At 50.4% G+C, this 20,835-nt stretch carries 23 protein-coding genes and 1 tRNA gene; all 24 read right to left on the bottom strand.

From position 1 onward, the window contains the following. Positions 1 to 393: 393 nt before the first annotated feature. Positions 394 to 1,263 (bottom strand): type II secretion system F family protein, encoded by an 870-nt coding sequence (locus ACLPHM_RS01680; RefSeq protein ID WP_430219542.1) that lies wholly within the window; start codon positions 1,261 to 1,263, stop codon positions 394 to 396. A gap of 2 nt (positions 1,264 to 1,265) precedes the next feature. After that, positions 1,266 to 2,114 carry a type II secretion system F family protein gene (locus tag ACLPHM_RS01675; RefSeq protein WP_430219541.1) on the bottom strand — a complete coding sequence of 283 codons (849 nt, stop codon included), beginning with the start codon at positions 2,112 to 2,114 and terminating at the stop codon, positions 1,266 to 1,268. A gap of 14 nt (positions 2,115 to 2,128) precedes the next feature. After that, complete coding sequence (locus tag ACLPHM_RS01670; RefSeq protein ID WP_430219540.1) at positions 2,129 to 3,769, bottom strand: ATPase, T2SS/T4P/T4SS family; 1,641 nt, start codon at positions 3,767 to 3,769, stop codon at positions 2,129 to 2,131. Continuing rightward, positions 3,762 to 5,141, bottom strand: coding sequence for a type II and III secretion system protein family protein (locus ACLPHM_RS01665; protein WP_430219539.1), 1,380 nt, complete (start codon positions 5,139 to 5,141; stop codon positions 3,762 to 3,764). Before ACLPHM_RS01665 ends, ACLPHM_RS01670 begins: the two co-directional genes overlap by 8 nt. After that, complete coding sequence (gene cpaB, locus ACLPHM_RS01660; RefSeq protein ID WP_430219538.1) at positions 5,134 to 6,117, bottom strand: Flp pilus assembly protein CpaB; 984 nt, start codon at positions 6,115 to 6,117, stop codon at positions 5,134 to 5,136. Before cpaB ends, ACLPHM_RS01665 begins: the two co-directional genes overlap by 8 nt. Before the next feature lie 21 nt (positions 6,118 to 6,138). Further along, entirely contained in the window at positions 6,139 to 6,798 is a 660-nt protein-coding gene (locus tag ACLPHM_RS01655) for a hypothetical protein (protein WP_430219537.1), read from the bottom strand. Between the two features lie 3 nt (positions 6,799 to 6,801). Next, entirely contained in the window at positions 6,802 to 7,419 is a 618-nt protein-coding gene (locus ACLPHM_RS01650; RefSeq protein WP_430219536.1) for a TadE family protein, read from the bottom strand. Continuing rightward, complete coding sequence (locus tag ACLPHM_RS01645; protein WP_430219535.1) at positions 7,416 to 8,708, bottom strand: hypothetical protein; 1,293 nt, start codon at positions 8,706 to 8,708, stop codon at positions 7,416 to 7,418. The genes ACLPHM_RS01650 and ACLPHM_RS01645 overlap by 4 nt, the downstream gene beginning before the upstream one ends. After that, positions 8,705 to 8,968: a hypothetical protein gene (locus ACLPHM_RS01640; RefSeq protein WP_430219534.1), complete on the bottom strand. Its 264-nt coding sequence runs from the start codon at positions 8,966 to 8,968 to the stop codon at positions 8,705 to 8,707. Before ACLPHM_RS01640 ends, ACLPHM_RS01645 begins: the two co-directional genes overlap by 4 nt. Before the next feature lie 226 nt (positions 8,969 to 9,194). Then, on the bottom strand, positions 9,195 to 9,794 hold the full coding sequence (locus ACLPHM_RS01635) for a hypothetical protein (protein WP_430219533.1): 600 nt from the start codon (positions 9,792 to 9,794) through the stop codon (positions 9,195 to 9,197). 601 nt (positions 9,795 to 10,395) lie between these two features. Continuing rightward, positions 10,396 to 10,797: a hypothetical protein gene (locus tag ACLPHM_RS01630; protein ID WP_430219532.1), complete on the bottom strand. Its 402-nt coding sequence runs from the start codon at positions 10,795 to 10,797 to the stop codon at positions 10,396 to 10,398. A 216-nt stretch (positions 10,798 to 11,013) separates the two neighbouring features. Then, positions 11,014 to 11,090 (bottom strand) — tRNA-Met (locus tag ACLPHM_RS01625). A 122-nt stretch (positions 11,091 to 11,212) separates the two neighbouring features. Then, entirely contained in the window at positions 11,213 to 11,437 is a 225-nt protein-coding gene (locus tag ACLPHM_RS01620; protein ID WP_430219531.1) for a putative hemolysin, read from the bottom strand. 114 nt (positions 11,438 to 11,551) lie between these two features. Then, positions 11,552 to 12,415: a hypothetical protein gene (locus ACLPHM_RS01615; RefSeq protein ID WP_430219530.1), complete on the bottom strand. Its 864-nt coding sequence runs from the start codon at positions 12,413 to 12,415 to the stop codon at positions 11,552 to 11,554. 73 nt (positions 12,416 to 12,488) lie between these two features. Beyond that, complete coding sequence (locus ACLPHM_RS01610) at positions 12,489 to 12,839, bottom strand: hypothetical protein (protein ID WP_430219529.1); 351 nt, start codon at positions 12,837 to 12,839, stop codon at positions 12,489 to 12,491. A gap of 129 nt (positions 12,840 to 12,968) precedes the next feature. Next, entirely contained in the window at positions 12,969 to 13,379 is a 411-nt protein-coding gene (locus ACLPHM_RS01605; RefSeq protein WP_430219528.1) for a hypothetical protein, read from the bottom strand. A gap of 136 nt (positions 13,380 to 13,515) precedes the next feature. Then, on the bottom strand, positions 13,516 to 14,715 hold the full coding sequence (locus ACLPHM_RS01600; protein WP_430219527.1) for an MFS transporter: 1,200 nt from the start codon (positions 14,713 to 14,715) through the stop codon (positions 13,516 to 13,518). 68 nt (positions 14,716 to 14,783) lie between these two features. Continuing rightward, complete coding sequence (locus ACLPHM_RS01595) at positions 14,784 to 15,485, bottom strand: fumarylacetoacetate hydrolase family protein (RefSeq protein WP_430219526.1); 702 nt, start codon at positions 15,483 to 15,485, stop codon at positions 14,784 to 14,786. A 1-nt stretch (position 15,486) separates the two neighbouring features. Further along, entirely contained in the window at positions 15,487 to 16,023 is a 537-nt protein-coding gene (gene ppa / locus ACLPHM_RS01590) for an inorganic diphosphatase (RefSeq protein ID WP_135867027.1), read from the bottom strand. Positions 16,024 to 16,043: 20 nt separating this feature from the next. Continuing rightward, entirely contained in the window at positions 16,044 to 17,546 is a 1,503-nt protein-coding gene (locus tag ACLPHM_RS01585) for a heme biosynthesis HemY N-terminal domain-containing protein (protein ID WP_430219525.1), read from the bottom strand. Between the two features lie 3 nt (positions 17,547 to 17,549). Beyond that, a complete protein-coding gene (locus tag ACLPHM_RS01580; protein WP_430219524.1) occupies positions 17,550 to 18,914 on the bottom strand; it encodes a uroporphyrinogen-III C-methyltransferase in 1,365 nt (454 codons plus the stop codon). 17 nt (positions 18,915 to 18,931) lie between these two features. Further along, positions 18,932 to 19,747, bottom strand: coding sequence for a uroporphyrinogen-III synthase (locus ACLPHM_RS01575; RefSeq protein ID WP_430219523.1), 816 nt, complete (start codon positions 19,745 to 19,747; stop codon positions 18,932 to 18,934). A gap of 3 nt (positions 19,748 to 19,750) precedes the next feature. After that, complete coding sequence (gene hemC, locus ACLPHM_RS01570; protein WP_430219522.1) at positions 19,751 to 20,695, bottom strand: hydroxymethylbilane synthase; 945 nt, start codon at positions 20,693 to 20,695, stop codon at positions 19,751 to 19,753. Between the two features lie 8 nt (positions 20,696 to 20,703). Next, on the bottom strand, positions 20,704 to 20,829 hold the full coding sequence (locus tag ACLPHM_RS01565; RefSeq protein ID WP_430219521.1) for a hypothetical protein: 126 nt from the start codon (positions 20,827 to 20,829) through the stop codon (positions 20,704 to 20,706). Positions 20,830 to 20,835 lie beyond the last annotated feature (6 nt).

Genomic DNA, 20,835 nt, shown 5'->3' with positions numbered 1-20,835 from the left:
CCATACCAACCAAGCATCACGCTGGCTGTTAACGCCTCTGCGCACACCTGCGCCAACTCCTTAGTTCTTGCTCTAAGACAGATTGGCGTAGTTGCAGTACCCACGCAGGCATCTCAACCACCTCTGCCGCACGTGTACAACCGTATATGCGGTTTGGCAGCATGAGCAACGGCCCCTTTAGCACATCGCCTTTTGCATCCAAAAAAAGCACCGCATGCGAGCTGTACAGCCCCAGTGTATGCACCAATCGGCAGCCCTTAAAACACAAAATGGTATGAGCCCTTTCAGACATTGTTATACGGTGCATACCAAAGAGCCTTGCCTGAAAACTTTGCATGCACCAAACATGACGCACACCCTGTAGTGCTGGTGATGTAGGCATACGACGCTACCTTAGAACAAACTTTGCATCATCTGCATGACCAAAGGAAAAGCGATCACCAAAAAGGTGCATGGCAAAATGCAGCTCACAACAGGAAAAAGCATTTTCACAGGCGCTTCTAAGGCTTGTTTCTCTGCGCGTAAAAAGCGTTCTTGTCTATATTGGTCCGCTTGCGCACGTAGAACAGTGCTGAGCGACAAACCCATTTTCACGGCATTGTCTAAGTTCGCAGAAAGCACTGACATCTCTACCAAACCGCTGTCCTGCACAAGGCGCTCAAAGCTTTGTTCACGACTCATACCCGAACGCATCCTAAACAAGGCCTGCTGTAGTAACCGTTGTAAATCACCTGATGGCAAACTTTCAGCAGCGGTTTGCAAAGCCAACATCACACCGGCACCAGACTCTACCGACAACGCCAATACATCCAGAAAGAACGGATACTGGCAACGTTGGGCGTGCAATCGGCTTTGGCGTTCTTGATAGCGCTTCCACCACGGCAATATCAACGTGACGCCCCCAGCTACAGCCGCCATATACAGGTTCATTTCTTCACTGTAGACAGCACTGAGCAGCAACACAATGAATGCAGCGGTTAGCGCCTGCAGAAACACTCGTCCCAGCACTACATAGACCTCGGCATGCTGCTCTATGCCTAACCAGATTGGCAATCGATGACGCCATCGCCACGGCAATAACACCCATAGCCTGCGCCCTAGCGCACTATGTAGCCATACTAACCATTGATGCCATGCACGATCCTGCACCTGTTCTGGTAATTGCCGCCAACGAGTACGCAGCCAATTCCCTACACCCAGTAGACTAGCCATCGTCGTGACGGCCACCAACGCAAAGCTAATATACCCCCAGAGCCCCTGCATACCTACACCCTGATCTGAGCAATCTTACGCATCATATGCAACCCAACACCCTCTAAGACCACAACCAAGGTGGCCACACCCCACCCTATGGGTTCAGACCAAAAACTCTGCATCAACTCGGGCTGCATCCAACTCAATGCCGCAGCAATCAGGAGCGGAATCGCTGCCATCACCCACGCTTGCAACGATGCTTGTGCCGTCAGGGTTTTGACCTTTTCCTCTAGATACAAGCGCATACGTAAACTATGGGCTAAACGTTCCAACACATCACTGATACGCCCGCCGCAACGCTGAGAAACCTCTAGACTCGCGGCCAACAATTGCGTGCCTTCATGTGGAATACGGCTAGATAAGTTCATCACGGCTTGTTCTAGCCCTATCCCCAATCGTAGTTCACGTAAGCAAAGTTCCAGTTCAGCACGTAGTGGGGACTTACTCTGCAGTGCTAACTGCTGAAACGCTACTTGCAGCCCTAGGCCCGCTCGCGAGGCTGCCGCTAGCGACTGGATAAAATCTGGTAACTGTGTGCAGACGCGCAAATGACGCTTTTTCTGCAAACGTTGCATTGTTCTTGGCACGGCAATCAGAACCAAGATCGGAGCGATCCAAGCCAGCCAAACATTACCCGTGAGCCACCACCAGAGAAACACACTGAACAACAATATCAAGCTGAAAAACACCGCCAGCACACGAGCATCCACAAACCAATACGCCGCTTCTAATACCGCCTGTGACTGAGCATCTACTTGTTTCTTTTTTTGCTCGAATACTCCCCAAGCCTTTGGTGCAGTCATCATCGTAAATGCTGCCACGGCCACCATTACTCCCAATAACGCGCCTATCCACCACATGTCAGCCTCCTTTATTAGGCTACATCGCTAAACCAGCGTTGATCCAACCACTCCATTTGCTCACTAAAAATCTGCGGTATCAGCCCCTGCCCTTTGAACACCACGCCACCTGAGCTAGATACCTCTGCAGCAAACAGCTCTTGTAGCTGTATACGCCCCGCCTCTAAACCGCATACCTCAGTAATGGAATGAATGATGCGGCGGCCATCAGCCAAACGTTTCTGCAACACCAACACCTCTAGGCTGCTGGCGATATGCTCACGCGCCACGGTCACTGGTAAATCCATACCTGCTAATAACACCAGCGTTTCCAACCTATTAAGCGCCTCTCTAGGGGTATTAGCGTGCACGGTTGTCAAGGAACCCTCATGCCCCGTATTCATCGCTGCCAACATATCAAAGGCTTCACCACCACGACACTCCCCCACTACGATACGGTCGGGCCGCATGCGTAATGCATTACGTACCAAGTCACGGATGCTCACTAGCCCCTCCCCTTCCACGTTGGCGGGACGCGCTTCTAAAGAAACCCAATTTGCCATGTTCAACTGCAACTCTGCAGCATCTTCAATGGTGACCACCCTTTCTTGAGGAGCAATGTAGTTCGTGAGCACGTTTAACAACGTCGTTTTCCCTGAGCCCGTTCCCCCGGCCACCACCACATTTTTTCTAGCCTGTACGCAGCAACGTAAAAACTCGGCCATCGTCGGGCTCAGCGCACCAAAGGCCAATAAGTCATCCATCACCAAACGCTTGGCGGGGAACTTTCGTATGGTTAAGGTAGGGCCTTTAAGGGCAATAGGCGGTAACACCGCATTCACTCTAGAGCCATCTCGTAACCGCGCATCCACCATAGGAGAGGCATCGTCCAAGCGCCTACCTAAGGGCGCTACGATACGCTCCATAATGGCGACCAATGCCGACTCACTACTAAACACAGCAGCGCTTTCATGGCATTGCCCCTGCATTTCCACAAAAATCTGTGACGGGGAATTCACCATGATTTCGCTAATGCCTGGGTCACGTAATAGAGCTTCTAACGGCCCTAAACCTAACGCCTCATCCAACACGGCTTGGACCAATTGCTGCTTACATAACGAAGGCGGCAAATCGGTGCTTTTCGCAATCAGAGCCTCTACACATTGCTGCGCTTCCAAGCGTAATACGGCTTCATTCATATCGCTGTACTGCTTACGGCGCAACTCTAACGCATCCACCAAACGCGCATGCAAGGCCGCCACATGTTCCGCCAACAACAAGGCTTGCTCTCGCTGCGCTGCGACGGAAGCACTCTGTTGCTTAGCCTCTACGCTTTCATTGTTAATCTGTAGCCGCCCTAATTCCGGCTCATCCTCTGCCACACGCTTCACCACTAACTGACAGGGCCCTATCACCACACAATCACCGTCTTGCAATGGCCCGTATTGCGTCACGCGTTGCCCATTCACATACGTACCAGCCAAGCTCCCACAATCCTCTAAAAAGTATTGTTGGGCATGCCTAGCGATACGTGCATGCTGCTTGGCAATACGCCATCCCTTTAACACCAACTGTGCAGAAGCCTCTTTACCAATTACACACTGCTCTGCCAATGGAAACTCAAAACGCTCTCCATTTTGGTATTCACCGCAAAGCTTAAAGGCTAGATCACTCATAATGACCACCTTGAAGCAACGCACTCAATGGCTCCACTGGCAATGCCCAATCCGGTCGCGACAACGAATCTTTTTCCCCTTCAGTCATTGTTGTATTCACTCTGGGGGCTTCTGGGAACTGCTGGGCCACCATTGCCTGCGCCCTATGTATGCGCTGCTGCATAACAGGATGATTGGCTTCCACAATATGCGGCGTTACGAAAATGGCTAATTCTGTTTCCTGACGCTGAAAACGCTCAGAACTAAATGCTGCCCCCAAAACAGGCAATGTACCCAACCCTGGAACCCTATCTTGATTGCGAGAAACCTCTCTGGAGATGAACCCCGCCAGAATTAAGGTTTGGCCCGTTTGCACATTAAACTCCGTCGCCGTTCGCCTTGTTTTCAGAGAGGGGCCACTGGGCACTGATAAACTAGGATCTATAGAACTCACCTCTACCTCAATACGTGAACGTACCGCTCCAGAGGCTTGGATGAGGGGCGTAATACGCAATGAAACGCCATAGGGCTTGAACTGCGTGGAGTTATTACCATTGCTGTCTGTCACGGTATAAGGCACTTCACCGCCTGCCAGAAACTCAGCAGTACTGCCACTGCGAGCCAGTAATTGCGGCTGTGCCAAGATGGTTGCCGCCCCCACCTCGCTCAACGCTTGTATACGTGCTGAGAGCAACGCATTAATACCAAAATAGCCCTTGAGTGCTGAACTGCCCATTTCCGTGGCCACCACGGTTTCACCGGGCCGTGCGCCAATGCTACCGGCTGCATTCTCCCATGCAACCCCAGCCGTAAACCCACCTTCTGTGGTATCACTCCAGCGCGTGCCTAAATTGCGTAAGGCATTGCGAGGTACCTCTACCACCTGCACATCTAACAACACCATCGCATCCCACCCTTGGCTATCACTTAAGTCCAAAAGCTGCGGATATCGCTTAGCTAGTACTGCCAAGTGTTCCTGTTGTCTATCTGTTAAATGTGTAGCCTCTACAACCAACTTATCCCCCACCTCACTAATTTCCACGCCAGGAATTTTGGCCAATAACTGTTTTAATTCACTTTTACTTTGCCGCACGCCAGTAGACAGTACGTCTACGTGGTAAGCCTGACGACTACCGTCACGCTGCCACAGTTGCACTGTGCTGCTGCCCTCGTTGCGCGCAAAAACAATTACCTCTTGCTCTTCCGTTGTCACAGCGTTTAGTACATGACCATCACCTACTGCGACGCGCGCTAATTCTGGAATAGCCAGCACCCGCATATCACCCACTTGCATCTGCCACGTTTCTGCTTTGGCTGACCCTGCCATCGCCCACCAAACTATCACTACACATAGGCTCAGCCTCATTACGTGCTTTGCACTGGCGTCATTCATATTCCTCTCCCTGTAAGACTATTGCCTCTGCCGCATTACGCTCAGTCCAATCAGCCCACGGTGCGGCAGCTTGTTCAGACATGTTTTCTAAGCCATAGGCTTGTGCTGGTAGTGAAAACAAAGCCTTAGAAGGAGACGCCGCCGCCGTCGAAGCCACCAATGCTTGTAAGGTACGGTTCTGCTGATTGCCATACACCACCGGAGCAGACTTCTTTGCCCTCGTTGGTGACGACGTAGCCAGACCTAACAAAGCAGCCAAATCACCCCGAATCGCTCGATCCGACCTCCCCGCATCGCCTACTGGGCGCAGCATGGCTGTTAATGTTCCTGCCTGCCTTGCCGCCAATAAGGTCACACCCTCTTCAGGGCTCACATCCAATGTCAGTGTGCTGGCTTCATAACGGCTTTCGCTGAGATACTCGGTATTGCGATTAATGGCTAAAACTCTCACGCCCTGCAGTAAAGGCGAAGAAATACGACGTCGCTGATAATCAAAAGACACGTATACATCGATTAAATCCCCTGCCTGCAAAAGCCCTGCCACAGAACTCAACACATCGGCAGGGATAGTTAATGCCCGGCGTCCAGGGCGCAAGATAGAAGAAAACCGATCCGGCTCTTGTTCTCGTACATGGGCAGGCAAGATCAAGTCGCCCGCTACCAATGCATGCGCTAATTTCTGATTTTCTATAGCTAAAAAATACTCTGGTGACAAACTATCGCTACTGATTAAGTGCTGAGGAAAATCACGTATCGCCACATCTTCGCTACCTAGAATGGCCCCTACCGGTAATGATCGCGCAGCGACTAGACGCGCTACCATCGGAACCGCTGCACGCGCTTCTAATTCTTGTGTTTTATCCGCCAAATAGCGCGAACTGGACCACACTGCCAACCCTGCCCCCAGCAAAGACAACAACACCCAAATTGCTGTGGATCGATGCGCCCATAAGCGCTGCTGCCATACGGTACTCATTGCTCCCCCTTGCTTCTGGCCCTAATAGCAGCGCAACACGTAGATACCAACCATTTGTTCACCCATCGGTATCCAACTCATTACCCACTGTTCCGCACCATGCTGAAAGCTCAGGGCATAAGAATCCATATGCACAGACAATGTGGGAAACTTCTTGGCTACCAATTCTGCCAATACAGCCTGAGGTTCTACGTCTTTAGACACGCTATACCATTGGTGCTGCACCCTCGCACTGCTCAGTTGTTCTTCCCACGCCCACAGCAGTTGCAAGTCAGGATGAGAAAACAGAGGTAAGTACACGGGCTGCGCAGAACGCAGACAGCTCAGTGCAATAAACGCAGTACTCTGATCCACTGTCTGTAACCGCACAGAGCAAGGATCTGTCACCCCCGATTGCTCCCATAAGACACTTCCCTTTTGTACATGGGCTTTCTCTAGCTGTGGAATACGCTCTTGTGCCTGCTGCATGAACTCAGCAAGATCCACGCCTTTTACCTGCCAAGCGTAATACCACAACGCATCGGATTGCAGCGACAGCAATAACTCGGGGCTATATGCATGCAAGATCTGCTCAACACTGTGCAACGGAGCAAGCCATTGCGCTTGCAGCGGCTCTGCTACTGTGACTGCACTTACTCCCAATACACCTACGCAACACAGTCTAGTCATGGATATCCTCATGGCTCACTCCTGCCGCTCATACCGTGAAGGTATGCTGCTTTCCCATTGACGCAGCCAGTCGTATTCAGGAGTGGCTCGCCCCCACGCCTTATCCACCGTGCCAGTAAAGTACTCTATGTTTTGTACCTGACGACGACTACGATCTGCCGCCTTCCCCCACCATTGAGGCGCTTGCTCCAAGCGTTGCCGTACCTGGGCTGCAGCAACTGCACTCCCACTACCCACTAACACCACATGCTGCTGCGTTAACGCCAACGAAGGGAACAAGGCATGGCTTAAGCGCTTCTGCAAACTACTTTGATGGATGCCCTCATCCTCTAAACGCACTTCAGCCGCTAACGATGTGGACTCCCTATCCAGGGCTTCATTCCACCCATAACCTGTTTGGCTATACTGCAGTCCCGTAGCCTCTGCATCCCAGAGGGCTTTACGCTGAGGCTCTGTTAAGGGATAGTCGGCAGACCACAGTTGTGCGCGTAGAAAAGCGCCGTGTGCAGCGGCTAATTGGACTCGACTTTTCTCATGCTGCGCATACAGCAACCAATGCGCCATAAATAACAGCCCCATCAGCACAGGCAACACGATGATGCTTTCCACTATGGCTTGCCCTCGTTGACTCATGACGCACTCCAACGGGGCACGCTAGCTTTAGCGACTAGCCTAGATTCCCAATACGGCATAAATAGATTGGGGCGATGTGAGACCTGCACGGGGGGCAAATAGGCTACCTCTGCCGTGCTGTGCGTTGTTAACGTGGTATTGGCTGTAGGCTGCGTCACCTGCAACGCTAACTCAACCGTTGAAACCTGGGATGCCAATACTAGAGCAGGCTGCAAGGTGGCACTCATTAATGGCTGTGCCAATGCATAGCCATACGAACTGGCTAACGGATTCGCCTCTTCACCCAGTAGATTCCAGCCAGCCACCTCGCGTACCCAGCGCCAGAAATCTTGCTGAGAAAAGTTATCAGGCGGGTCCTCAATAAATACGCCATCGGGGACTTGCCCACGCCGGCTAGGTATCCAGGCGTACCCCATAGCATATTCACGGTAATAACAACCTATCCAACGGTTAGACCTCAGCGCATGGAAAGACAAGGTGTCACCACTTCGCCAGCCTGCTTTGTCGTCGAGTTTTGTTTCACCGCGTCGACGAAGCTGGTGTCGTAAATGCGGGCAACGAGCACTGACTACCCATTTGTTTTTAGCGGTATAGTTCCTTGGCTGTAAGAACGCATAGCTGCCTGCGCTATCACGCACCCAATCCGCTACGAATGACTGTGCCGCTACCGTTGCCAATACCGTACTCGGGTGCTGCTGCAGCGCAGCACTCAGCCTAGATGCTGCGTTTATTTCTGGATAGCTGCGGTACAAAATCACTTCAGCACTTTGCTTGGCCAACGCAAAAAAATGTTGTTGAAGATTCTGCTGCACGCGGCCAAATACCTGATTACTAAACTCGGTATGCGCAAGCGCAGCACTCTGCAATCGACTCTGCAACGACAGCCTTTCCCCCAACCCTAGCGCCTTGGCTGAAGACGCGTAATCTCTGGCATGAGCCGGACCAAACATCAGGCCAATCAAACTCGCTGGTGGGTTTGCTCTACCGAAACGCTCTGCCTGTGTCAGCGCAAAATGCCCCCACGAAGCCGCTGTAGCCAAGTGGGCACTTGCCACATGATGCGCCACATAGGCTCGGTTCAATAACGCCAGCATATTAAGTAGTCTGGCTTGAACCAGACCAGCGCTATACACCGCCGTATCCGTCGCACTGTTCTGCCGCATTTTGGCGGCGCTAATGTCCCCCACCCAAAAGGCGCGGTTAAAGAGCAGCACCAAAACCGCTAGACATATAATGCCCAGCACCAGCACTTGGCCTTGCTGGGCTGAGGAATGGCTAACGTGCCTCATTTTGGAACGCTCGTATTACCTGTAAACGATTTCAGGCCTTTAGCCGAGGTTTGTGCCGCCGTAGCTTGAGCAGCATCCCCTGCCGCTTGCGTCATTTCCGAACCATCCTCGCCTGCTAGCTCGTGAGCAATCGCTGCAGTTTGCGAACGTACTACCTGACCAAATAGCTGAAATACAGCAATAGCCGCAATCGCTACTAACGCTACGATGATGATGTACTCGACCATCCCCTGTCCGCTTTGTTTCTTATCTGCTGTCATGTGACTCTCCTGTTGTCTGTAGCAGCAGTTTGGAACAAAGCTCCGCCCTCCTCAATTCGTAAGATTGAGGGCGGATAAAGTGATGTAGGAGACTAAATTAGGGAAGAAGGCGTGCTAGATTTAGCTTTTTTAGGTGCTACAACACCCATAATCATCAAGCCAGCAATGCGGTGATCTGTCGCGTCGCTTATCCACCGTGCAACGTGGCAAGCAACGCTTCACGTTGTTAGTAATTGGGATTTTTATATCGATTATAAAAATCTTCGGTACACATCCGTTTTATAAACTCTATATTGGAAGTGGTCGCTGAGACAGGCTTATCTTTTGCCACATAAAGAAAACCCTGCTGAACGTTACCGGGTGCATTCAGGGGCGTAGGCTGACCATTTTCGTGTCTATTCACATCGTAATTGATGCAATAACCAATCGTGTTAGAGGTCGTTTTGTCTTTCACCGCTCTAATCTGGTTATAAGTAAATTGGTAGCCTTTATTAGCCTCATCCAGCTCTTTCTTAGCGCTCTCGCTGATTGCAAACGGACGCGATAAGCGATCAATGGCCGCAACATACTCCGTATCCATTTTCCTCACCACAAACTGTGTGTCTGACGTTGTTGCTGTTGTATAGGTTACCCCTTGTGCCGTTTTCGTAATGCTGTACTGCTTCCACTCCTCTGCCTCTTCTACAAAAGGAGTAGTACCATCCAACAGAGTAGAGAAGCGCTGTAAAGCACTCAGGAAAGAACCGTCACTGCCATCGCCCATAGAGCCACAACCAGAAACTAACAACGCTGCTGGCAACGCTAATACTAGGACACGTTTCTTCATTTCTCCCCCTTGGAATGGAACCAAAAAATTAATTGCCCGCTGCGCATGCATGCCGTGTTGGCATCAACAGCTGTGTATTTCCAGTCATAGTAGTACAGCTCTATCGTGAGGCATTGTTACAAAGCTTATGCAGACGTTTTAGACAAGAAAAAACGCCACCAATCCTTTAGAACTGGTGGCGTAAAGTTTTCCATTCCTTCTCAAGAATGAAAAAACATGCGGTTACTATTATGTATCATTCAACGTCAAAATAAAACACCCGGGGCTACAAACAACAATCCCTCACTCTGTGCGGATTACTCATTCAGTAACTTATGTCGCACTATGACACATTTAAGGTATATGTTTGTAGAGCGGGGAGTGGCGATTCCAGTACCCTACTGCCCACAGTGATACGCCCTGTAGGGCTATAGAGGTAATAGCAAAAGAAAAACCCCAGCATGATTTCTCATGCTGGGGTTTCTTATTGGTTGCGGGAGCGAGCTATGTAACATATGCAGTGTTACAGACAGTTCCCTAATAACTACTTAAGCTGTGTGAAAATAAGTCTGAGTCGTCATTAAATGCCAAACATCGCTATAGCCAGCACCACTCAATAAGCTCATTTATCACAATCCAAGCCCCCTTCCATAATATACAAAATCTGTTCTAATATTTTTGTCCAATTTGAATAATATGTATAACCTTGATATTCAGTCAGTGTATCGCCAACCTGATTCAACTCAATCAAAAGTGCTGCACTATCTTTTGTAAGCCCATCCATATAAGAAGTGACACGTGCTTTCCTATGGTCTGATGGATTAACAGTAATCTGCCCTCTTGGGGATCTGCACTTATCACCGTAATCATATAGAGACTGCTGAATCTGAGAAATCGACTTTTCTATCGTCCCCGATTTTCTCAAATGATCCGGAGTTCTAATTTGCTCGACCGTGACATTTTGAAGCTGACCACATCCTGCCAGTGCTACTGCACACAACACTCCTACCACAAGTGCCCTCATTCTCATCTCCTTTCAATAAGATACTGAGATGATAACAGCACAAATAGACAGCAAGGATCAAGAGTTATTTGACGTAGAAACAGAACAGCAGTATTGAGGTATATGAGCCACTCCCAATGCCTCCACTTTTCTGTAGATGCCCCTTTAGGCATGCTGCAGCATATGTTTCAGCAAAAGAAAAACCCCAGCATGATTTCTCATGCTGGGGTTTCTTATTGGTTGCGGGAGCAGGATTTGAACCTACGACCTTCGGGTTATGAGCCCGACGAGCTACCATGCTGCTCCATCCCGCGTCTGACCAAATAAAAACCTCGCCACAAAAGCGAGGCTTTAAAATCTTTATCGACCAAAACTGTATCGATAGACAGTATTGTGCAGCTTAAAAGATAAGCTGTCAAGCACTAAAGAGTTTATCTTAGTTTTGAGGGTTATTTCGCCTGAAAAGCTCCCACTCTTCGGCTACGCTGCCATCCGGTAAGGTGCAAATACCTACTTGCCCACCCGGCTGATCTTGGTTACTCACCGTCCCACCCATGTCTACACAATAGACAGAGGCCGGGTTCGCCATCCCTACTTTGGGCTCTACAGGCGCACAAGCCACTAATAACACGGCAACCGCTGCCATTCCGATGTGGTACATCACTGTTCCTCCAAAGACCATGTATGTGATGGTTATAGCACTACGAACAAATAGGCGTGTGACGAATATAAACAAACACCCTTCTGATCCGTTGAATGGCTACAAACTTGCGCGTTACACGTATGCGCCAAATACCTTTTGCAGTTGAGCTTCGTCTACTTTTAAACGCCCTTTCCAGCCTGCCCAGGGCATTTCCATATCCGATCGCCCTTTGGTGTTTTTGAGTTGGTTTTCACAACTCACTATGTCACCAAAGTTCGTCCATGCCCTATCACTCAATGTGATGAACTGATTGGGTATCACACCTAGCCTTGCCAAGCTGTCTAGTATGCCTCGTTTAGTATAGACATCACCCTTGATAATTTTCGCAGCGGTTAAGCGCTTTTCAAATTGCCCTGGTGTCTCGTCATCGGGTGCATTGCGTAGCAAATCAATCAGACTGAGAAAGGCATGTTTATCTTCTGCTGTCGCGGCTACTACAGGCTGTGTCAACAAATGAGCCAAATTCAGATAGGCGTAGGTGGGCGTACTGCTGTAAGCATTCCCCACATACAAACAGTACTGCAAATGGGAGTCATGCAGGTAGTTAGGCTCGTTATGGTCCGCACACACCCAGCAACAGCGGTATTCGGGCTTTTCTAGATACGTGTGTACGGCAATATTATTCAGTTTGCTCCATGCGGATAACACCGATCTTCCGCGCAAATAACTACCGCCAACTCCCGCAATGAAGGTTGTCAGTATGCGTTCTTGTGTCAGTTCAGGACTATTTTTTAGCGACCGCAGCTTTTCAATTACATCATCATGATCAGCAAAATACGTGATGGCATTACTTTGCCACTGATGCTCTTGCAAAATGTCGCGTTCTTTATCGCTGAGTATTTGCTCATTGTAGATAGACACGCGACGCTCTGCATCGTACTCAGCGTTTTGATACTTATACAGTTTTCTTAGCACACGCATTAGCTTGGGTGTCATGTAAACCGAACCTTTTTACCGTTAGTAAGGGACTGCAGTCTCGCCTAAAACAAGCAGCCTAGTTTCCCTGGCATTAATGCCCGCGCGTTTTGAACCAAATGTAGGCGATACCTACTGGAGCAATAATCCACGCCATCACAAACAAGACTAGGTTAATGATGATCTTCCCCACCAACATCACCCATGTGTTGATGTAGAAAACGTTATCGCCAAACACAAAGCGTTTTAGCTCGTCGTACACCACTTTAGAAAATGGGAAAAGGATCAAGCAAATAACACCAGGAATAATGCGATTCCACAACCCATTGGTACTCCACCCTATATTGTTTTCCATGAATAGAAACAAGGCGAAATACAAAGCGCCTACGCAATACGCTCTGATCAGATAGGTTCTATCCAGTGAACCAAATATTCTAGAAAACATACATGCCCCTAACCCACGTTAGTCGTTTACCTAAAAAGTGGCTCAGTATACAGCGCAGGCCACCTGTGCACATGACAAGACCGTCACGCTCTGCAACGAATACAGCCAGCCTCACCACTACACTGTGCGTTATGCCTCTACCGTAATAAACCACTTAGGCTGCATAGCGGAAAAATCTTTACGTATGTTCGACGGCAAGTAACTGGCAGAGTCCAACACTACCGCCGCGCCTTCTACGCGTTTAAACACTACCCAATGCCAGAAGTCTTTCCCATTTTCTTGATGGTGTTTAATGGATAACAACGCGGTATTGGGCAGTGTTTCCCATGACTCAAAAGGTAGCTCATCCGTAGAAGTCTTGATGCCCTCATGGCGTAACAATCTGCGTACATAGTTGGTATCCGACCATAGCGATGTATCTTCCGCGTAAATGCCCATTGCATTGGCAATAGCCTTCATTTCTGCGTATGTTTTACCAACAATATTGGCGACTGATGCAATACCACATCCAGTGCTTTCTTCTTGTACAACTACGTTCATCCTGAATGCCTCTCTGCCCTCTATAAACCCATGGATATATTCACTCTTGCTCTACTTTACACATGGCCACATAAAGACACCATGCGCTGTCTACTAGGCATGGTGTCTTTGTTGTATTGCGGTAATCTGCAGCACCTTATAAGGACGTTTTGTGCTTTAAGGCGACCAACCCCACAGCAGTCAACACAGCAAAGCCCGCCCCCACAAGGAACGTACCTTGAAAACCCACCACATCCCACAGCAAACCAGCTACGACACTGGCAATAAAGAGCGCAATACCGGTTAACAGGTTGAACATACCAAAAGCCGTACCGCGTAATTCTGTGGGTGCACAATCGGCAATCAAGGCCGCAAACAGCCCTTGGGTAAAGCCCATATGCAGCCCCCACAACACCACACCCACGAGCAAACCGGTTAAACCTGGCACTAGCGCAATCACCAAATCGGCTGCAATCAATAGCACCAAACCTATACCCAACACGCTGATTCTATTAATGCGGTCGGATAAAGCACCAGCAGGATACGCAGATATCGAAAACGCTAGACTCATCAACACCAGCACTATGGGCGTCCACATAATTTCTATGCCTACGGCATCGGCGCGCAAGATCAAAAAGGCTTCGCTGAAACGCGCTAAGGCAAATACGCCCCCTACCCCAGCCACCCACCAGTAATCACTACCTAGCTTCACTAAATCATGCCATTTCAAGACCTTTTTAGGATCTTTTTTTAATGAGCTTGGCGCTGGGTCTTTGACATACACAATCAGCACAAATACCGCTAAGAATGCCGGAATGACAGCAATCCAAAATACGCTTTGGAACGAGTCTGCGGTTAGCCACATCAACCCTATGACCAACAATGGTCCTAAAAATGCACCTATAGTGTCTAAGGTTTGGCGTAAACCAAAGGCCGCACCACGTAGCTCTGCAGGCGTGATATCCGCCACTAAAGCATCACGTGGCGCACCCCGTATGCCTTTACCTATACGGTCTACGAACCTCGCTCCCACCAGCCAACCCAATGTCCCTGCCAAGGGAAATACGGGTTTGGTTAAGGCTCCCAGTCCATAACCACATACCGCCAAGATCTTACGTTTGCCTAACCTATCACTTACCGCCCCCGAGAATACTTTAGTGACGGATGCCACGGCCTCGGCTATGCCCTCAATAAAGCCCACACTGAGCGCTGATGTACCCAATACCGTTACCATGTAGATAGGCAATAAAGCATGGATCATTTCCGACGAAATATCCATCAACATAGAAACAAAACCCAGCGCCCAAACCCCGCCCGGTACGGCTTTCCAACCACGTTGCTGTGCTGCGTGCTTCATGTGTCATCCATAAAAAAACCCGGTTGAGCTATGCTGCAAAACCGGGTTGCTACGGTAGTGTTCGCTCGTTACGAACGCCCTACCGTTAACTGTACGCTGCCTAAACCCTCTACTGTTGCTGTCAGCACGTCACCGATCTGCACAGGGCCTACGCCTGCTGGCGTGCCTGTCATGATCAAATCACCTGCCTGCAAGGTAAAGCGCGTAGACAAGTAGGCAATGGTTTCAACAATAGGCCAGATCATCTGGTTGATATCACCAGATTGTCTACGCTCACCATTGATATCCAAGCTAATAGCCCCTTTGGTCAGTACGCCAAACGCCGCACGTGGATGCAAGGGCCCCATAGGCGCTGATGCATCAAATGCTTTACCCACTTCCCAAGGCCTACCTTGTTTTTTCAACTGAGTCTGCACATCTCGCTGCGTCATGTCCAAACCAATGGCATAACCCCAAATGCTCTGCTCAGCTTGCTCTAGGCTAAGGTCCTTGCCGCCAGAGCCCAATGCCACCACAAGTTCTACCTCATGGTGTACATCTTGGCTTTGTACTGGATAAGGCCATACAGGTGCTGAATCAGTACCCATCGCCCATACCGCACCCGCTGGTTTGGCAAAGAAGAATGGGTCTTCGCGTCCGCTATGACCCATTTCCTGAGCGTGCTCAGCGTAGTTCCGGCCTACACAAAAAATGCGGTTTACCGGAAAACGCTGCTCACTGCCTGTCACCTCTAGCCCAACGACTTCCTGTGGTTGGATTGCCCAAGTCATTTTATTTTTGTCCTTCTTGGAAGCGAGCGATGCTGTTGGAAATCTCACGTTTCGCAGACTCAACACCTTCCCAACCGTTTACTTTGACCCATTTACCTTTTTCCAGGTCTTTGTAACGCTCAAAGAAGTGTTTCAAACGAGCCAATTCTTCTTCTGGCAGATCGTCTGGGCCATTAATGTGACGGTATGGAGGGTACAGTTTGGTTACTGGTACGGCCAATACTTTAGAATCGCCACCACCTTCATCTTCCATCATCAATACGCCAATCGCGCGGCATTTCACTACAGCACCGATTTGGATTGGGAATGGAGCCAATACCAACACGTCAGCTGGGTCACCATCGTCAGCGATAGTTTGTGGCACGTAACCGTAGTTCACTGGGTAGTGCATAGCGGCCAACATGAAACGATCAACAAAGATCGCGCCAGTTTCGTCGTCCACTTCGTACTTCACTGGATCGGAATTCATAGGAATTTCGATGATGACGTTGAACTCTTCCGGTGCATTAGCACCGGGGGTGACGAGATTTAAGCTCATGAGCGAACCTTCAATAATGATTAATCAACCCTGCGATCAGGGCGGTCAGAAATAATGCTGGTGTCCACCCCTGGTGGCAAGGCCGAGTCAAAATACTCGTCATCATCGTTAGATGAACTTGCTGCCGGTGTTGTGGAAGCGGGTGCTACAACCTCAACCGCCGGTGTAGGGCTGGTTGAGTCTTCAGAATAGAAATCAGCCGCGCTAGCAGCCAATGGCTGCACCTCTGAAGGGTCAGTGATAACCGCATCAGGTGCAAATGCCGTGTCTACAATGTCGGGATCGGCCTGAGTCTCGGCAGCAGGCAAAGAGCGGCTGGTACGCACGCTAGGCAATGCACCTACTACTACAGCAGAGGCTAATTGCCAGTGACGCATCGCATCTTGGCTACGGCCTAAACCGTCGTACAAGTTACCCAACAGCGCATGAATACGCATGTCGTTGCGGATTTTCATGCTGCGTTTCAGGTAGTGCTCGCCCTGCCCCCACAACTGACCAGTCAAACACAGTTGACCTAAAGCGGCCAACAAATCGGCATCGTTGGGGTACTTACGCAGCCATTCTTCGGCTTTGCTCAAACGGCGCGCATAGTGTTCTGGCGTGCAATTCGCATAGGCCATGATCAATGAAGGCTCGAAACGCACATTGATGGCGGCTTCCAGAATACGAGCAGCATCATCGTACTCATCGGCTTCCGCTTTCACTTGCGCAGCAGCCAAGGCCACAATTGGCAGTGTTTTTTCGTCGGCACGTAAGTCGCCCCAGATCGTTTTAAACTGCTCAATGCCGCCTACTTTAATACGTGCCGCAGCGGCTTCTTCTATCGCTGCTAAGGCTTCATCTCTATCAATCGCACTACGGCGCACCAAGAGACGCGTCAATTCATACACCTGATCGTGTTGCCCTAGCTGGCGGTAAGCACGTAACAACAAGCGAGTCGTATGCAAAAAGCGGGCATTCACGTCTTGTAAAGGCTGCAACAATGCGACCGCTTCTTGAGGGTTACCTTGATCCAACCACATTTCAGCCATTGCTGTTGCGGCGGCCACTTTCAAACGCTCGTCTTTAGCCGCTTCGTCTTGTACTTGCTTGAACTGTTCGTCACGGCGTTGATACTCGCCCTGATTATGGGCGGCTCTAGCACTGGCCAAGCCTGCCAGCACGCGACTGCTGTGCGAACGTGTTTTAGCCAACAACTTGGTGAGATCTTTTTCGGCTTGATCGTAGCGACCTTCCAGCACATTTAACCAACCGCTTTCCAACAAAGCACGGTCACGGTTTTGGGCTCTACGGCCACGCCACAAGCGAAAGCGCTCAGGGCTACCGGAAATCCAGCTGATGAAGCGTAGCGCCACATACAGCACGATAAAAATGACAATGGCGGCCACGACGGCAAAGTTTAAGCCGAACGACACACGATATGGCGGCACCAGCACCACCACGTTACCGCTGTGCTCACGCAATACCAGCGCCAGAGTCACCGCCGCAATTAATACTACCAGCGTCCAAATCCAGGCTCTCATGACTTATCCTTGAAAAGGGGTGGCCAGTGTGCGCAATGCAGCTTGAGTCGCATTCTCAGTAGTGGCGTCAGGTTGATCCTCTACCGTCTCTACAGCGTCCCCTGCTTCCTCTTGCTCCTCGACCACTGTACCCGCTTCGGCAGGTTCATCTGCCTCATTTGCAGCGGCTGTTTCATCGTCCACAGCCTCTTTCTGCATCATGGATTCCAAGGCCTGCAGGCTGTTATCCAAGGTAGGCAGATGGGTCACTATAGGCATTTCTAGCAGGCTTCGCGTCAATTGCAGTGCTTCTGCGCCAGCACCTGTTTGCACATCAAAACGTTGTTGCAACACGGCCAACACGGCATTCATTTCAGACTGCCACACCAACGGTTGGCCCGTCATCAGCGCCAAACGTGCCGTGGTGATACGTAAACGTAGGTTATCGCGCAAACGGTCGGCTTGCTCAGGAGACAACAACAACGCAGACGCATCATCAATACGGCGCACAGACACCAGATCGCCGAGGTCTTGAGATACGGCATCCCAACCACGCTCTACCCAGTACCAGCTTTGTTTGGCCGTACGTTCCCACCAGGGTGTTTCTTCAGTAAACACTGGCTCTGGAATCGTTGGTTCTGATGCGGTATCTTCGTTTTCTTCCACCGCTGCATCAGGCGCTAGCAACACAGCGCGGTTTAGCTCTGCCTGCAAGGTATCTAATTGACGGGATAGCGAGGACACATCGACCACAGTAATGGCGCGTAGGCGTTGCAAATCACCATTAATGGTTTGCTGCAATGAGGCCAAGGTAGGTCGGTTGGCACGAGCCAAACGCGCTTGCGCTGTTTCCATGGACACAATCGCATTATTGACGTTACCGCCTATCAGTAATTGCTGCTGAGCCAGATTCACCAAATGCTCGACGTCATTTAACAGCGCTTGCTGGCCGCCCGCATCAGTGAGCGTCTGGAAAGCCTGATGTAAATCTTGAGTGCGTTCTTGGCTATCGGCCAATTCACGCTGCAATTGCTGATATTTTTGTTGCAGATCGCGTAATTGAGACTGCACCTGCTGTACTTGGTCTACCGCTTTGTTGCTAGCCTGAATATTCGCCTGCAGTTGACGCTCAAGGTCAACGTAGTCTTTTTGCTGCTGTTGGCCATACCAGACACCGCCACCCACCAGTGCCAACACAATCGCTGCCGCCAATACGGTTAAGCCATGCTTGCTTTTAGCCGCCGGCTGCTTGGCAGTGTCATTCTGCGAAAAATAGGTGCTTTTCTTGCCGGTATGCTCAGCGCCTACTGTGGCAGGCGTATCCTGCACAGTGGCCTTCTCGGGCTGAGACGGATCGATTTCAGGTGTTTTATCTGTTTTATCTGTCATAGCAAGATGTAATCCGATTACGTTTTGTTGACGCTGGCCAGCTCAGTAAAGGCCGCGCACATGGACTCCACACTAGGTGAAGCATAACGCAGCCTTTGTAACGGGGCCAAATTCCGCTTCTCTTGTTCCGATTGTAGTCGTTTCCCTATGCGTTCGTGAATGACTACGCCACCTACCTTGGCCCAATACTGCTCTAAACCCAGACGGCATAGGTTATCCAAAATCGCTGCGACACTTTCGGAACTGCTAAATAAGATGGAGCATTGTGTAGACAACAACGCCTGCTGCAACTGCACGACGTCCTCACCCGTCCATAACGCTGGTTGGCGCTGATAGACCGTTAAACGCTGCACCTGCTTTCCTTCTGCCTCTAGCGCTGCCCCCAACCATTCACGGCCTTTCTGGCCTCGCACTACCAACACATTACGCAGTGTAGAGAGGTGGGGTTGCAACACGCTCCATAATGCCTCGGAATCTTGTGCAGTATGACTAGCGGGGTACAACAACAGTTGTTCCGATACCACGCGCTGTTCGCGAAACGGTACGATGCTCGCTTGACCCACGCCTGCGACTCGCACAGTGGCCGGCCAAGCAATGCCGTGCTGCGCAATGATATTGAGGTAACTGAGTGCCGCTTGGCTGCTGACAAACACCACCAGGTCAAACAAAGAAGGGTGATGTATCAAAGGATCAAAGTTGTGCTGCTGTTCTTCTAGCACTAAGGCAGGCAGCACCAAGCTTTGCTGGCCCTGCTGCTGCAAGGCCTCCTGCAAGGCTTGGTTACGGCCTTCTGGACGAGTCAGTATGGCGGTAGCAGAACGCCCTTCGCTCACGCGTTAGTTCTCGCTGCTCGCAATGGACAATCTAGACAAAATGTCTTTAGCCCCATCTGCTAAGAGCGCATTGGCTACTTGAGTACCCAATGCAACAGCATCGTCAGCATTACCACGGGCTTCTGCGCGAATAATGCGTGATCCGTCAGGCTCGGCAACCAATGCACGCAAATACAATTGATCGTTCTCAATGGTGGCATACGCCGCCATTGGCACTTGGCATGAACCACCCAACAAGCGTGACACGGTACGTTCAGCCAGCGCACGCGCTGTAGATTCAGCACATGCTAAGGGGGCCAATAGAGCCTGTAGCTCTACATTAGCTTCCATAATCTCTATACCCAGCGCGCCTTGGCCTGCTGAAGGTAGGCTGTCTTCAGGGGACAGCAATGAACGTATACGCTCAGCTAGCCCCAGACGAATCAAGCCGGCTGCAGCCAAAATAATGGCATCGTAATCGCCGTTATCCAGTTTGCCTAAGCGGGTGTCTAAGTTGCCACGCAACGGCTTAATGGTCAGGTGTGGGTAGCGTTCTCGTATTTGCGCTTCACGACGCAAACTGGCTGTGCCCACTACAGCACCCTCTGGCAAATCAGCCAGCGACGCATAGTGGTTAGATACAAAAGCATCACGCGGGTCTTCGCGTTTCATGATCACTGGCAAAGCAAACGGGCTTTGCAGATCAAAGGGCACATCTTTTAAGGAGTGCACTGCTAAATGGGCCTTGCCTTCTAACAAAGCCACTTCCAGCTCTTTGATGAACAACCCCTTACCACCCACTTTAGACAGCGTGCGATCAAGGATTTGATCACCGCGAGTAGTCATACTCAGCAGCTCAACCTTGCAGGTAGGATACAGTGTCTGTAAAGAGTCACGTACGAACTCGGCCTGCCACAATGCCAGTCGGCTAGCACGTGTTGCAATAATCAACTGATCAGGTACCAACAAAACAACTCCTACCCAGCAAAGTAACGGGCCACAGCGGCGCCCACGATCCCCAAAATAGCCAAAATCGCCAACCCTTGTAGCAGGGACAGGCCAGATTCATGCTTTTTACGATCAGAGTCAGGTAAAAAACTCATGATTTC

The organism is Paenalcaligenes sp. Me131 (assembly GCF_050487225.1).
Taxonomy (GTDB): Bacteria; Pseudomonadota; Gammaproteobacteria; order Burkholderiales; family Burkholderiaceae_B; genus Paenalcaligenes.
The sequence above is the reverse complement of the archived record's forward strand: the minus strand, read 5'-3'. Positions and strand labels throughout refer to the sequence as shown.

Bases quoted from the DNA above. Each gene is read 5' to 3' on its own strand.
- ACLPHM_RS01680 (WP_430219542.1), bottom strand. From the start codon at position 1,263: ATGCAGGGGCTCTGGGGGTATATTAGCTTTGCGTTGGTGGCCGTCACG.
- ACLPHM_RS01675 (WP_430219541.1), bottom strand. From the start codon at position 2,114: ATGTGGTGGATAGGCGCGTTATTGGGAGTAATGGTGGCCGTGGCAGCA.
- ACLPHM_RS01670 (WP_430219540.1), bottom strand. From the start codon at position 3,769: ATGAGTGATCTAGCCTTTAAGCTTTGCGGTGAATACCAAAATGGAGAG.
- ACLPHM_RS01665 (WP_430219539.1), bottom strand. From the start codon at position 5,141: ATGAATGACGCCAGTGCAAAGCACGTAATGAGGCTGAGCCTATGTGTA.
- cpaB (WP_430219538.1), bottom strand. From the start codon at position 6,117: ATGAGTACCGTATGGCAGCAGCGCTTATGGGCGCATCGATCCACAGCA.
- ACLPHM_RS01655 (WP_430219537.1), bottom strand. From the start codon at position 6,798: ATGAGGATATCCATGACTAGACTGTGTTGCGTAGGTGTATTGGGAGTA.
- ACLPHM_RS01650 (WP_430219536.1), bottom strand. From the start codon at position 7,419: ATGAGTCAACGAGGGCAAGCCATAGTGGAAAGCATCATCGTGTTGCCT.
- ACLPHM_RS01645 (WP_430219535.1), bottom strand. From the start codon at position 8,708: ATGAGGCACGTTAGCCATTCCTCAGCCCAGCAAGGCCAAGTGCTGGTG.
- ACLPHM_RS01640 (WP_430219534.1), bottom strand. From the start codon at position 8,968: ATGACAGCAGATAAGAAACAAAGCGGACAGGGGATGGTCGAGTACATC.
- ACLPHM_RS01635 (WP_430219533.1), bottom strand. From the start codon at position 9,794: ATGAAGAAACGTGTCCTAGTATTAGCGTTGCCAGCAGCGTTGTTAGTT.
- ACLPHM_RS01630 (WP_430219532.1), bottom strand. From the start codon at position 10,797: ATGAGGGCACTTGTGGTAGGAGTGTTGTGTGCAGTAGCACTGGCAGGA.
- ACLPHM_RS01620 (WP_430219531.1), bottom strand. From the start codon at position 11,437: ATGTACCACATCGGAATGGCAGCGGTTGCCGTGTTATTAGTGGCTTGT.
- ACLPHM_RS01615 (WP_430219530.1), bottom strand. From the start codon at position 12,415: ATGACACCCAAGCTAATGCGTGTGCTAAGAAAACTGTATAAGTATCAA.
- ACLPHM_RS01610 (WP_430219529.1), bottom strand. From the start codon at position 12,839: ATGTTTTCTAGAATATTTGGTTCACTGGATAGAACCTATCTGATCAGA.
- ACLPHM_RS01605 (WP_430219528.1), bottom strand. From the start codon at position 13,379: ATGAACGTAGTTGTACAAGAAGAAAGCACTGGATGTGGTATTGCATCA.
- ACLPHM_RS01600 (WP_430219527.1), bottom strand. From the start codon at position 14,715: ATGAAGCACGCAGCACAGCAACGTGGTTGGAAAGCCGTACCGGGCGGG.
- ACLPHM_RS01595 (WP_430219526.1), bottom strand. From the start codon at position 15,485: ATGACTTGGGCAATCCAACCACAGGAAGTCGTTGGGCTAGAGGTGACA.
- ppa (WP_135867027.1), bottom strand. From the start codon at position 16,023: ATGAGCTTAAATCTCGTCACCCCCGGTGCTAATGCACCGGAAGAGTTC.
- ACLPHM_RS01585 (WP_430219525.1), bottom strand. From the start codon at position 17,546: ATGAGAGCCTGGATTTGGACGCTGGTAGTATTAATTGCGGCGGTGACT.
- ACLPHM_RS01580 (WP_430219524.1), bottom strand. From the start codon at position 18,914: ATGACAGATAAAACAGATAAAACACCTGAAATCGATCCGTCTCAGCCC.
- ACLPHM_RS01565 (WP_430219521.1), bottom strand. From the start codon at position 20,829: ATGAGTTTTTTACCTGACTCTGATCGTAAAAAGCATGAATCTGGCCTG.